A 13,544-nucleotide genomic window follows, 5' to 3' on the forward strand; every position below is an offset into this window, starting at 1 on the left:
CATAAGATCTTCAGCATGTCTAACAAAAGAAAGTGCCATCCAGTCCACAGCAAGTTCGCAAGCAAATTTGGCGTCCTTGATATCTTTCTCTGTAAGCGCAGGCAAAGAGATATTTGTATTTGGAAGGTTTACACCCTTTTTTGATTTTAATGGTCCACCCTGGATAACTTTGGTAGTAACCTCATCTTTCTTGTTGGTTTTAACCACTTCGAAGATCAGTTTTCCATCATCAAGTAGGATTCTTTCCCCAGCTTTTACATCCTGCGGAAAAGTTTCGTAATTCATGTAAACACGCTCTGAAGTACCTTTGAAAGGTTTTCCAGTTACAAACGTGATATGGTCACCTTCAGAAACTACAACCTCTTCCTTCATCACTCCAACACGAAGTTTTGGACCCTGAAGATCGGCTAGGATCGCGGCATTGAAACCTTCTTCCTCGTTAAGTTCTCTAATCATCTGCACCCGTTCTTTCACATCTTCATAATCTGCATGTGAAAAGTTGATACGAAATACGTTGACACCTTCCTGCAACATTCTCTTTAAAGTATCTTTGCTACTGGTTGCAGGGCCCAGTGTGGCAACTATTTTGGTTTTCTTGTTGGTCGGCATTATTCGAAAATTAGATTTTGTTTGTTCTTCAGCTTATCCACTTCTATAGCGTAAGCTGCCTGTACTCCTGGAATTTGATTAATCTTGTTCAGAATCCTGATGAATTCTTTAGGTAGAATTTCCTCGCTTATCTTCAGAAAAAAATCAACTTTACTATATTCAGGTATAAGGTTAATTTCTTTTGAACTGAACTTTTCCTCATTAAAAAGGGAACCTGTACTTAGAATCCTTTTCGGTTCTCCCTTGAACTTATTGGTAACCAGTTCAACGCTGTAGTAAGCTTTTGGATCTTTGAAAGAGTAAAGAGCATAAAAGGCGTGATATTCAGAATGATTAAAATCAATGTCTGTCGCCTCTCTCTCCAACTTTGTTCGCAAATTCTTATTGATTAAATAAGCCATTCTATACCCCTCTAAAGAAGAGTAGATCGCGATCAATTGAAAGCTCTCATCTTCAAACTCAAGCAGTTCCTTATGCATAAGCACAAATTCGGAATTTAAGGTTAAAGATAATATATCATTGCTGAAATGAAGATATTAGGGGTCTAAAATTCATAATTTTCTACGAAAACGTTATAGTTTACGTTAATTTCGCAAATTATTTTATTTTAGTTTGAAGTGCGTAGTAAGCGCGTTTCGATGCTTTCTCTTCAGCTTTCTTTTTTGAAGTTGCCCTGGCCTTAGCTACCACCCGATTTTCAATTCGGAGTTTTACCGCGAAATGTTTAAGTTCATCATTCCCAGTATCCTCGTAGACTTCGAAATCAAATTCCTTCTTTTCCTTCTGGCACCATTCAATTACCAGACTTTTATAGCTAATTACTTTTCCTTCGAGTTGCTCTATATCCACATATGGATCTATCACTCGCTCGTAAATGAAGCGTTCACAATACTTATAACCTCTATCAAGATAGATAGCACCAACGAGAGCTTCAAACAGGTTTCCATGAATATTCACTCCAAATTGAGTGACAGGGATATTGGTTTGAACATGTTCGATAAGACCCAGGTCTTTCCCTAGTTCATTCAGGTGCTTACGACTCACCACCTTGGAACGCATTTTAGTAAGATAGCCTTCATTCCCTCCGGGAACTGCTCTAAATAGATGAGAAGCGACCACAGCACTAAGCATGGCATCGCCAAGAAATTCCAGTCGTTCGAAGTTGATGGCATTACCATCTTCATCTCTTCGATTAAGAGAGCGATGGGTAAATGCCTTTTTATATGGAGAAAGTGTCTTTGGTTTAAAACCCAGGATTTGAGTTAGGATATTAAAAAAATTCCCGCCTTTATAAGAGCGGGAATTTAATATGTTACGAATGACGCTCATGGTCTATTCGTCTAATTTTTTAAATACTACACAGGCATTATGACCTCCAAAACCAAACGTGTTACTCATTGCGATCTTGACTTCTCTTTCCTGAGCTTTGTTCAGGGTTAAGTTAAGTTCAGGATCAATATTTTCATCAATGTTCTCATGGTTGATGGTAGGCGGGATCAAACTATATTTCATTGAAAGTATCGACGCAATTGCTTCAATGGCTCCAGCAGCACCAAGAAGGTGACCGGTCATTGATTTCGTTGAATTGATATTCATGTTCTTAGCATGATCTCCAAATACCTTGGAAATAGCCTTTAATTCAGCTACATCCCCAAGCGGCGTAGAAGTACCATGTGTATTGATCACATCTACATCCTCTGGTTTCAAACCTGCATTCTTAAGGCAGTTTTTCATTACAGCAACAACTCCATCTCCTTCCGGATGCGGAGCAGTCATGTGATAAGCGTCTGAAGAAAGACCACCGCCAAGCAATTCAGCATAGATCTTAGCTCCTCTTGCTTTAGCATGCTCATATTCTTCTAGAATAAGAGCTCCAGCTCCTTCGCCAAGAACAAATCCATCCCTTGTGGAATCGAATGGTCTTGAGGCTGTCTCCGGGCTTTCGTTTCTGGTAGAAAGGGCATGCATTGCGTTAAATCCACCCATTCCTGCCAGTGTCACAGCAGCTTCAGATCCTCCTGAAACAATTACATCACTGTATCCCAACCTAATGTTGTTAAGTGCATCTATCATTGCGTTTGCAGACGATGCACATGCCGATACTGTAGTATAATTTGCTCCCATAAATCCGTGCTTGATAGAAATATTACCCGGGGCAATATCAGCTATCATCTTCGGAATAAAGAAAGGATTGAATCTTGGAGTACCATCACCTTCAGCGAAGTTAATGACTTCATTCTGGAAAGTTTCCAGTCCACCTATCCCGGCACCCCAAATAACGCCAACGCGATATTTGTCTACCGTTTCAAGGTCTATACCAGAATCCTCGATAGCTTCGTCTGCAGATACCATTGCATACTGAGCGAACCTATCAAGTTTTCGGGCCTCCTTACGATCAAAATGATCTAAAGGATTAAAATTTTTGAGTTCACATGCGAATTTAGTCTTGAACTTTTCAGTATCAAAATAAGTGATAGGCGCGCTACCACTTTTTCCACTTTTAAGTCCTTCCCAATATTCCTCTAAATTGTTACCAATTGGGGTTAAGGCTCCAAGGCCTGTAACTACTACTCGCTTCAACTCCATATGGTGTCTATGATTTATTTTTTAGCGTCTTCGATATATGAAATTGCCTGACCTACAGTTGCAATGTTTTCTGCCTGATCGTCTGGAATCTGAATGTCGAATTCCTTTTCGAATTCCATGATCAATTCAACTGTGTCTAGTGAATCAGCACCCAAGTCGTTGGTGAAGCTGGCTTCGTTTACAACTTCATTCTCGTCAACTCCTAATTTGTCAACGATTATAGCTTTTACTCTTGATGCAATGTCTGACATAATTTTTTATTTTAATTTTGATTAGGTGGCAAAAATAAAAACTTTTATTTTAAAACCGATTTTTACTCCAAAAATGTGATGGTAATTTACATAAATTCACTCAAAGCAGTTAATTTTACATCCTAATAATTGTTAACAGCCTTATTTTGAGTGACAAAAAAAATACGACCAGAAAGAAGATTGTCATTTTTGCTTCAGGCTCCGGTACGAACGCCGAGAATATTATCAGGTACTTTCAGGAATCCAGTGATACCAGCGTATTAGCGGTATTCTGTAATAAAAAATACGCTGGCGCTTTAAAAAGAGCGCATGACCTGCAGGTAAAAGCCTTGCATTTTGACAGAAATTCATTCTACCAGACCAATGAAGTACTTCATATTCTGGAAGATATGAATCCAGATCTTATTGTTCTGGCAGGTTTTCTATGGCTGTTCCCATCCAAGATTATTGCTGAATTCCCAAATCGTATCATCAATATTCATCCCGCGCTACTACCTAAATTTGGTGGCAAAGGTATGTATGGAAATAAAGTTCATGAGGCAGTCATAGAGAAAAAAGAAAAAGAAAGTGGCATTAGTATTCACTATGTAAATGAACGTTATGATGAAGGAAATATCATTTTCCAGGCCACCATTCCAATAACTGCGGAAGACACCCCAGAAAGTCTTGCCACAAAAATTCATGCGCTGGAATACAAGCACTTCCCGGAAGTGATACAGCAACTCCTGCAAAAATAAATTAAGTGAATACACCAAAGGTGCATATTTATACAGATGGTGCTGCTCGGGGCAATCCCGGTCCCGGTGGTTTTGGTATCGTAATGGAATGGGTTGGCAAACCTTACCAAAAGGAATTCGCCCAGGGTTTTAAGCTAACCACGAATAATAGAATGGAGCTAATGGCGGTGATCGTAGCACTAAGCAAATTAAAAACACCTGGAACACCCGCTAAGGTTTTCACCGATTCCCGATATGTTTCAGATGCAGTAAACAAGGGCTGGATCTTTGGCTGGGAGAAGAAAAATTTTGTAAATCGTAAAAATGCTGATCTCTGGAAAGCTTTTCTAAGGGTCTTCCGAAGACATAAAGTAGAGTTCCAGTGGATCAAGGGTCATAATGATCACCCGCAAAATGAGCGTTGTGACACCCTGGCAGTATTGGCCTCCAAAGGAAAGGACCTTCCTGCAGATGATGGTTACAAAGCTTAACAATTGAACCAGTTATTCAGGTTTACAGCTTGAAAAACAAACTGTATATTTGCAGCGACATTTTAAAACCCGTTATGAGTAAATTACTTATTGTTGGAACTGTAGCTTTTGATGCTATTGAAACTCCATTTGGAAAAACAGATAAAATTTTAGGTGGAGCAGGTACTTATATAGGCCTTTCCGCAGCGAACTTTGATATAGACAGCGCCGTGGTTTCTGTGGTGGGAGATGATTTTCCCCAGGAATACCTCGACCTAATGAAGAATAACAAGATCGATATCGAAGGAATCGAAGTTGTAAAGGGAGGGAAAACGTTTTTCTGGAGCGGTCGCTATCATAACGACCTTAACAGCAGAGACACTCTGGACACGCAGTTGAATGTACTGGCAGATTTTAACCCGGTAGTTCCTGATAATTATAAGGACTCAGAATATGTAATGTTAGGGAACCTTCATCCATTGGTGCAATTGAGCGTACTGGAACAGATCGAGAATCCCAAGCTTGTTGTTCTTGACACCATGAACTTTTGGATGGACAATACTCCTGAAGATCTGGACAAAGTTATTGCTAAAGTAGATGTAATCACTATCAATGACGAGGAAGCAAGACAACTTTCAGGTGAATACTCTCTGGTGAAAGCTGCCAGAAAGATCGCTGAAATGGGTCCGAAATATATAGTAATTAAAAAAGGAGAGCACGGTGCACTGCTTTTCCATGAAGACCAGATCTTCCATGCTCCTGCCCTTCCTCTTGAGGAAGTTTTTGACCCAACCGGTGCTGGTGATACATTTGCTGGCGGTTTCATTGGATACCTTGCCCGAACAAATGATATTTCTTTCGAGAACATGAAGAACGCCGTGATCTACGGATCCAATCTCGCATCCTTTTGCGTTGAAAAGTTTGGAACAGAGCGGATGCAGAAATTATCTCGCGAGGAAGTAAATGAACGGCTTCACGATTTCAAGAAGCTAACGCACTTTGAAACAAAATTAGATTAGTAAAACATGCCCTGTAATTTCAGGGCTTTTTTTGTGACATAAACAACAACACAACAAATTCCAGATAAGACCCTATGAGTGACGCTATAAAACACGAATGTGGAATTGCACAGATAAGGCTTCTTAAACCATTAGACTATTATAAAAAGAAGTATGGTACTGCTTTTTATGGTGTGAATAAGATGTACCTTCTTATGGAGAAACAGCACAACCGAGGTCAGGATGGTGCAGGTTTCGCCAGTATCAAATTAAATACAGCACCGGGTGAGCGTTACATAAGTCGCGTAAGATCTAATGCCGCACAGCCAATTCAGGATATTTTTGAGCAGATCAATCAAAGGATCAATGATGAGATCCTGGCAAATCCTGAGTATGCAGAAGACACTGAACTTCAGAAGAAATATATACCTTACCTGGGTGAGGTTTTCCTGGGTCATGTTCGCTACGGAACCTTCGGAAAGAATAGTATAGAAAGCGTACACCCATTCCTGAGACAGAACAACTGGATGCACCGTAATCTTATAGTTGCCGGGAATTTTAACATGACCAATGTAAACCAGTTGTTCGATAATCTTGTAGAACTAGGTCAGCATCCAAAGGAACGAGCAGATACAGTAACGGTCATGGAAAAGATCGGTCACTTCCTGGATTCAGAAGTAAGAAAATTATACAAGAAACTTAAGAAAGAAGGTTTTTCCAAGAAGCAGGCTTCTCCACATATCGCAGAGCAGCTTGATGTTGCGAAGATCCTGAGAAAGTCTTCAAAGAACTGGGATGGAGGTTATGCCATGGCAGGGATGATTGGTCACGGTGATTCCTTCGTACTTCGGGATCCTGCAGGGATTCGTCCCGCATATTACTATAAGGATGATGAAGTTGTTGTGGTAGCTTCAGAAAGACCTGTGATTCAAACAGTATTCAATGTAGATTTTGATGATGTTCACGAATTACCTCCGGGGAACGCGATCATTACTAAAAAAAGCGGAGAGGTAAATATTACCGAGATCATTAAACCTCTGGAACGAAAGGCCTGTTCTTTTGAAAGGATCTATTTTTCCCGTGGTAGTGATGCTGAAATTTATGAAGAGCGTAAAATGCTTGGTAGATTACTCATGCCAGATGTATTGAAAAGCATTGAACATGATACCTTAAAAACTGTTTTCTCATTTATCCCTAATACTGCGGAAACTTCGTTCTACGGAATGGTGGAAGCCGCTCAGGATGAACTGAACAAACAGAAAAATGAAGCGATCCTGGAGGAAAAGGAAACTTTAACAGATGCAAGACTTCAGGAAATCTTATCCCATAGGCTTAGAACTGAAAAGATCGCGATCAAGGACGTAAAACTACGAACATTTATTACTGAAGATAGTAGCAGGGATGACCTGGTCGCCCATGTATATGATGTGACTTACGGCGTGGTAAAACCCGATGACAATCTGGTGATCATAGATGATAGTATTGTTCGGGGAACTACCCTGAAGAAAAGTATCATCAAGATGATGGACCGGCTTAAGCCAAAGAAGATCGTGGTAGTTTCTTCAGCTCCACAAATAAGGTATCCGGATTGTTATGGAATTGACATGGCCAGGCTAGAAGATCTTGTTGCCTTTAGAGCCGCTTTGGAGCTGTTGAAGGAATCTAACCAATATGAGATCGTAGAAAAGGTTTATGAGAAATGTAAGCAGCAGGTAGATCTGGATGATGCTGAAGTGCAGAACTTCGTCAAGGAAATGTATGATCCATTTACTAATGAACAGATCTCTGACAAGATCTCTGAATTATTATGTGATACTGATGTAAATGCTGACGTGAAGATCATTTACCAGACGGTAGAAAACTTACATAAAGCATGTCCAAAGAACCTGGGAGACTGGTACTTTACCGGTGACTATCCCACTGCTGGCGGGAACCGTGTAGTGAACCGGGCTTTTATAAATTTCTATGAAGGAAATACAGACAGAGCATATTAAATAGCTCTTCAACTAGTAAATATGCATTTGGTCTAATAATATTTGCAGCTAGGTTTTATCTATCTACATTAGTACCATGCCATAACATAAGTAGGTTAAGTTCATGGTAGATTTGGGGCAAAAAAAGGTGGATTCATTCCGCCTTTTTTTATGTCCGGTCGGTAAATTTCTCGAGGTGGTAACCACCTATATTTTTCTGTTATTAAGCCAATTAACTATTTTTAAAGCATTTCATCTAAAAGATTGATTTGCAACGAACATTCGAACTATATTTATTAGACCATAGCATAAGTAGGTTAAGTTCATGGTAGATTTGGGGCAAAAAAAGGTGGATTCAGTCCACCTTTTTTTATGCATATAACTGAAGATTAGCTTGTTTAAACCTTCTGTATCCTGCTTAGACAACAAATTATTTCAAGCTACTTGTCTAATTTTCAGGTATTTCATCCAAAAGTTTTATATACTACCAACATTCATCTTATCTTTATTAAACCATAGCATAAGTAGGTTAAGTTCATGGTAGATTTGGGGCAAAAAAAGGTGGATCTTTATCCGCCTTTTTTTATGCAATGACTAAACAAAAAAAGACCGCCAATTGGCGGTCTACTAGGTTTAGAAAATCAATTCTAAATTATTTTGCTTTTGCGTATCTGCTAGAAACTTCTTTCCAATCGATCACATTAAAGAATGCATCGATATATTCAGGACGCTTGTTCTGGTAGTTCAGGTAATAAGCATGCTCCCAAACGTCTAGTCCAAGAATTGGAGTTCCGCCACAGCCAATTTCCGGCATGATTGGATTATCCTGGTTTGCAGTAGAACAAACTTCAACCTTTCCACCACTATGTACACATAGCCATGCCCATCCAGATCCAAATTGTCCAGCAGCTGCATTAGAAAACTTCTCTTTAAAAGCTTCGAAAGAACCAAAAGCGCTATCGATCGCTGAAGCTAGTTCGCCTTCTGGTTTTCCTCCACCGTCAGGAGACATTACTTCCCAGAATAAGCTGTGGTTGTAAAAACCACCACCGTTATTCCTAACCGCTTTATTAGACATATCAAGGTTTTGCAGAATATTTTCAATATTCTTTCCTTCCATATCTGTACCTTCAATAGCATCGTTCAGTTTTTTAGTGTAACCGGCATGATGCTTATCATGGTGAATTTCCATTGTTTTTGCATCTATATGTGGCTCCAATGCATCGAAAGCATATTTTAATTTTGGTAATTCAAAAGACATAATTATCTGATTTTTTTGTGATTAGTACTTTATATTCCTTCAAATTTAGCCATTAAGGCATTTAATGGAAATTATTTACTGTTATAAATTACTTAAAAGCAATGCCCGGTTTCCGGTCATTTTTATTTTAACTTTAAGCTTTGTACAAGCTCTCAAATCTCAATAATATAGCCGAATTTGGAAAATTTCTTTCATATCTATAACGCCTCTGCAGGCTCTGGAAAAACCTTCACCCTCGTAAAGCGATATCTCAGTATTTTATTTAACTCAAATCGAAAGGATAGCTATAAAAATATCCTTGCCATCACTTTTACCAATAAAGCTGTTGGTGAGATGAAAAAACGGATCATAGAAAGCCTGGCCAGTTTCTTTAAAGAAGATTCAGTTCAGGTGGATCCTTTAATGATCGCGATCATGGAAGAGAACAATCTTTCAGAAATGCAAATTCGTGAGAAATCCAGGGAAATTCTTAAAAGCATTATTCATAATTATGCTGCTTTTGAAATATCGACTATCGATGGATTCACACATCGGGTGATTCGCACTTTCGCTCGTGACCTTGGTATACCCATGAATTTTGAAGTGGAAATTGGGGCGGAAGATATTCTAATGGAAGCGGTAGACAGCCTTATTAACCGCGCTGGTAATGATGAGAAATTAACCCGTGTGCTGGTGAACTACACCCTGTCAAAAACAGATGATGATCGCAGCTGGGATATAAGTCGAGATCTTTACGAGATATCGCGTTTGCTCATCAACGAAAATCACCAGAAAGAGATCGCAGTACTCAAGACCAGAACGCTGGAAGATTTTGCTGCATTTGCCAAAAAATTAAGGGCAGATATGCTCGAAGCTGAAGAGGGGTTAAAAACTTTTGGAGATCATTTTTATGAAGTCATCCAGAACGCAGGACTGTCAGAGGAAGATTTCAAAGGTAAGTACATACCCAAGCATTTTGCAAAATTGCAGCAAGGTGATATGTCGGTTGCTTTTGAGAGTGCGTGGGCAAAGAACATTGCAGATTCCCCAATGTATGCCAAAACCAAAGCCAGCAAGGATATTCAAATGAGCATGGATTCTTTACAACCTGAAATTGTGGAGATCTTCGAAACTTCTAAAAAGCTATTCTTTCATCTGGAATTTCTTACCGAGATCCGGAAAAACCTGGTTCAGCTTTCCTTGATCAATGAAATAAACCGGGAAATAGAGCTGATTAAGAAAGAAAAAAATGTGATTCTTATTTCAGAATTTAATCCAAAAATAAGTGAACAGGTAAAAGATCAACCGGCTCCTTTTATTTATGAACGGCTTGGAGAACGTTATCAGCATTATTTTATTGATGAATTCCAGGACACCTCTACCATGCAATGGGAAAACCTGGTGCCACTTATAAGCCATAATCTTAGTCAGGGCGAAGAAGCATCTGGTATTACGATCGTGGGAGACGCCAAACAGAGTATTTATCGCTGGCGAGGTGGCCGGGCAGAACAACTTATCGACCTTAGCAATAAAAAAACGAGTCCGTTTCAGGTAGAACAGGTTCTCGAGAACCTGCCAAATAATTTTAGAAGTGGATCCACCGTGGTGAACTTCAATAATAGCTTTTTTCAGTATGCTGCGACCCTTCTAACACATCCTGAATATGCCGATCTATTTAAGAATTCAGCACAATCGCCTAAAAAAGGTGAATTTGGTTATGTGAACATAAGTTTTGTAGAGGCGAAAAATGCTGAAGAGCAACTGGAAGTCTATCCTCAAAAGATCTTCGCAACCATCAAAGAACTGGAGGAGCAAGGCTATTCCAAGCAGGATATCTGCATTCTTACCAGGCGTAAAAAAGAAGGAATTGCGATTGCTGAATATCTTTCAGAACAGGGAATTTCAGTAATTTCTTCTGAAACGCTTCTGGTTTCCCAATCTTCAGAAGTTAAATTAATTGCAGATCTACTGAAGTTTTCACTGTATCCCGAAGACGATCAGCTAAAACTGAAGATCTACGAGCAGTTATCACCGCGATACATTTCCGAAGAAGAAAGTTTCCCGGTACTTGTGGAGCATTTGCCTAAAAATGGACAGGAATTTCTGGGTTGGCTGGATTCTGAATTGGTAAGTTTTGACCTAATGGAGATCAAGAGACTGTCGATCTACGAAGCCGCGGAATATATCATTCGAAGTTTTGAACTCGTGAAGCAATCCAATGCTTACATCCAGTTTTTCCTGGATTTTATATTTGAATCTGCTCAAAAAACATCCAACAGTCTGCATTCTTTTCTTGAACTTTGGGAACGGAAAAAGGACAGGCTAAGCATCGTGGTTCCAGAAACCGATGATGCCGTACAGATCATGACCATCCATAAGTCGAAAGGGCTTGAATTTCCTGTAGTCATTTATCCTTTTGCAGATGCAGACCTGCAAAATACGCGAATGGACAACCTCTGGTTGAGCGTTCCAGATGAAAATATTCCGCTGGCTTATGTAAGTGCTTCTAAAAAATTACTGAACTGGAATATGGAAGCGGTTGAGAAATATAATGACCTGTTGAGCAAGAATGAGCTGGATACGTTGAATGTACTCTATGTTGCCTGTACACGAGCTGCGGAACAGCTATATATCATGACCAGTCACGAATCTTCAGATAAGAAGACCCTTAATATTTCAGGAATACTGAAAAACTTCCTGGAATCTGAGTCTAGATATGATGATTCTCTGGTTTGTGAATATGGTGAAAAGTCAAAGTATTCTTCCGAAGAGAAAAAAGGAAAAACTTCTATTTTCCCGGAACAATTCTATACCTCCCCGGTTCAGAACAAAGCTGTAAATATCGTAACGAGATCTGGTGCAATGTGGGATACAAAACAGCAGGAGGCTATCGAAAAAGGTGAAATTGCTCACGAAATCCTGGCCAGGATCAATTCTTCAAAAGACCTTGAAAAAGCCATGGACTGGGCGGTAAATTCAGGATTAATAAGGGAAGAATCAAGGACAGAGATCTCTGCCACCATCGAAAAGATCATTCAGCACAAAGAACTGAAGCATTTGTTTGCAGAAGATGTGCAAAACAAGAATGAAAAGGAGATCATTACTCAGGATGGTAACCGATTGCGTCCAGACAGATTGAACTTCAGGAATAATAAGATCACCATTATAGATTATAAGACCGGTGGATTTGCGGATACTCATACCCGCCAGGTTTTAGAATACGTGAAAGCCATGACCAATATGGGTTATGAAGTGGAGAAATCTCTGCTTGTATATACGAACGAACCGGTTCAGATAAGGATTGTATAAAAGAATTATAACTTTGCACGAGAGTGAAAATTAAAATATTGATATGTACGGAAAAATAAAAGAGCATTTAGAAAAAGAACTTGAGGAGATCAAAAACGACGGACTCTTTAAGAAAGAACGAATCATTACCGGACCTCAGGACGCAGTGATTAAAATATCTACCGGGCAGGAAGTGATCAACTTTTGTGCGAACAATTACCTGGGATTATCTTCGCATCCTGAGGTGATACAGGCTGCAAAAGACACTATGGATACTCATGGTTTTGGAATGTCCAGTGTACGTTTTATTTGTGGAACCCAGGATATTCATAAAGAACTGGAGCAAAAGATCGCAGATTTCTACGGAACTGAAGATACGATCTTATATGCTGCATGTTTTGATGCCAACGGAGGGATTTTTGAGCCACTGCTTACTAAGGAAGATGCTATTATTTCAGATTCACTAAATCACGCTTCCATTATTGATGGGGTAAGACTATGTAAAGCTGCACGTTATCGTTATCAAAATGGTGACATGAATGATCTTGAAGAGCAATTAAAGACAGCCAACGAAAAAGGTGCTCGTTTTAAAATGATCGTGACAGATGGTGTGTTCTCCATGGATGGCCTTGTTGCTCCATTGGACGCTATTTGCGATCTGGCAGATAAATATGATGCGTTAGTAATGATCGATGAATGTCATGCCACCGGTTTTATTGGCGAGAAAGGAATTGGTACGCTGGAAGAAAAGAATGTTCTTGGGAGAGTGGACATTATCACAGGTACATTAGGAAAAGCACTTGGTGGCGCCATGGGAGGTTACACCACTGCTAAAAAAGAGATCATTGAACTATTAAGACAAAGATCAAGACCTTACCTGTTTTCAAACTCATTGGCCCCTGCGATCGTAGGAGCATCCATTAAAGTATTTGACATGCTGGAGAATGATTCCAGTTTAAGACAAAAGTTAAAAGAAAATACGGCTTACTTCAAAAAAGGTGTTAAAGATGCCGGTTTCGAGATTATTGATGGCGAAGCAGCAATTGTACCGGTAATGCTTCACGATGCAAAATTATCACAGGATATGGCAGATAAGTTGCTTGAGGAGGGAATCTACGTGATAGGATTCTTTTATCCTGTGGTACCAAAGGGAAAAGCAAGAATTAGAGTCCAATTATCTGCTGCACATAACAAGGAACATCTGGACAAAGCAATTCAGGCATTTACCAAAGTTGGAAAGGAATTAGGAGTGATTAGCTAAAATTAACTTCTTATTTAATGATTGAAGAAGGCTGATTTCATTGAAAACCAGTTATTAACAAGGCTGAAAACCCTTTGGAATCGCGCTCTAATTAAGAAAACTTTATTATTTTTACTTTTGTTAATATGCATTAAGCATATACTTTTGCTTAC

12 protein-coding genes are annotated in these 13,544 nt (G+C 39.4%); 6 read left to right on the plus strand and 6 right to left on the minus strand.

The genetic code is table 11. The annotated features are described in order from the left end of the window. The 5 genes from ACNKXS_RS03995 to ACNKXS_RS04015 all read right to left on the minus strand — a co-directional run. The coding region (locus tag ACNKXS_RS03995) for a pyruvate kinase (RefSeq protein ID WP_417919732.1) at positions 1 to 609 on the minus strand (609 nt) is incomplete at its 3' end. Then, positions 609 to 1,088, minus strand: coding sequence for an IPExxxVDY family protein (locus ACNKXS_RS04000; RefSeq protein ID WP_295181740.1), 480 nt, complete (start codon positions 1,086 to 1,088; stop codon positions 609 to 611). The genes ACNKXS_RS03995 and ACNKXS_RS04000, both read right to left, overlap by 1 nt. A 118-nt stretch (positions 1,089 to 1,206) precedes the next feature. Beyond that, the gene (rnc, locus tag ACNKXS_RS04005) at positions 1,207 to 1,938 is read right to left on the minus strand and encodes a ribonuclease III (protein ID WP_141876290.1); all 732 of its coding nucleotides are present in this window, start codon (positions 1,936 to 1,938) and stop codon (positions 1,207 to 1,209) included. Between the two features lie 3 nt (positions 1,939 to 1,941). Next, positions 1,942 to 3,195, minus strand: a complete 1,254-nt coding sequence (fabF, locus tag ACNKXS_RS04010) for a beta-ketoacyl-ACP synthase II (RefSeq protein WP_295181744.1) — start codon at positions 3,193 to 3,195, stop codon at positions 1,942 to 1,944. Between the two features lie 14 nt (positions 3,196 to 3,209). Then, positions 3,210 to 3,446, minus strand: a complete 237-nt coding sequence (locus ACNKXS_RS04015; RefSeq protein WP_013069791.1) for an acyl carrier protein — start codon at positions 3,444 to 3,446, stop codon at positions 3,210 to 3,212. Between the two features lie 146 nt (positions 3,447 to 3,592). Between ACNKXS_RS04015 and purN the strand changes: the two genes are divergently transcribed. The 4 genes from purN to ACNKXS_RS04035 all read left to right on the plus strand — a co-directional run bounded on the left by purN (position 3,593) and on the right by ACNKXS_RS04035 (position 7,624). Further along, positions 3,593 to 4,183: a phosphoribosylglycinamide formyltransferase gene (gene purN, locus ACNKXS_RS04020; RefSeq protein ID WP_417919733.1), complete on the plus strand. Its 591-nt coding sequence runs from the start codon at positions 3,593 to 3,595 to the stop codon at positions 4,181 to 4,183. A 5-nt stretch (positions 4,184 to 4,188) separates the two neighbouring features. Then, entirely contained in the window at positions 4,189 to 4,653 is a 465-nt protein-coding gene (rnhA, locus tag ACNKXS_RS04025) for a ribonuclease HI (protein ID WP_417919734.1), read from the plus strand. A 74-nt stretch (positions 4,654 to 4,727) separates the two neighbouring features. Next, positions 4,728 to 5,651, plus strand: coding sequence for a PfkB family carbohydrate kinase (locus ACNKXS_RS04030; RefSeq protein WP_295181755.1), 924 nt, complete (start codon positions 4,728 to 4,730; stop codon positions 5,649 to 5,651). Between the two features lie 74 nt (positions 5,652 to 5,725). After that, a complete protein-coding gene (locus ACNKXS_RS04035; RefSeq protein ID WP_417919735.1) occupies positions 5,726 to 7,624 on the plus strand; it encodes an amidophosphoribosyltransferase in 1,899 nt (632 codons plus the stop codon). A gap of 631 nt (positions 7,625 to 8,255) precedes the next feature. On the opposite strand, the gene ACNKXS_RS04040 is transcribed toward ACNKXS_RS04035, so the two are convergent. Next, positions 8,256 to 8,864: a superoxide dismutase gene (locus ACNKXS_RS04040; protein WP_295181523.1), complete on the minus strand. Its 609-nt coding sequence runs from the start codon at positions 8,862 to 8,864 to the stop codon at positions 8,256 to 8,258. 177 nt (positions 8,865 to 9,041) lie between these two features. Here ACNKXS_RS04040 and ACNKXS_RS04045 point away from each other — a divergent pair, with 177 nt between their 5' ends. Both ACNKXS_RS04045 and kbl read left to right on the plus strand, forming a co-directional pair. After that, complete coding sequence (locus tag ACNKXS_RS04045; RefSeq protein WP_417919736.1) at positions 9,042 to 12,152, plus strand: UvrD-helicase domain-containing protein; 3,111 nt, start codon at positions 9,042 to 9,044, stop codon at positions 12,150 to 12,152. Positions 12,153 to 12,195: 43 nt separating this feature from the next. Beyond that, the gene (gene kbl / locus ACNKXS_RS04050) at positions 12,196 to 13,392 is read left to right on the plus strand and encodes a glycine C-acetyltransferase (RefSeq protein WP_417919737.1); all 1,197 of its coding nucleotides are present in this window, start codon (positions 12,196 to 12,198) and stop codon (positions 13,390 to 13,392) included. Positions 13,393 to 13,544 lie beyond the last annotated feature (152 nt).

The organism is Christiangramia marina (assembly GCF_048285865.1).
Classification (GTDB): Bacteria; Bacteroidota; Bacteroidia; order Flavobacteriales; family Flavobacteriaceae; genus Christiangramia; species Christiangramia marina.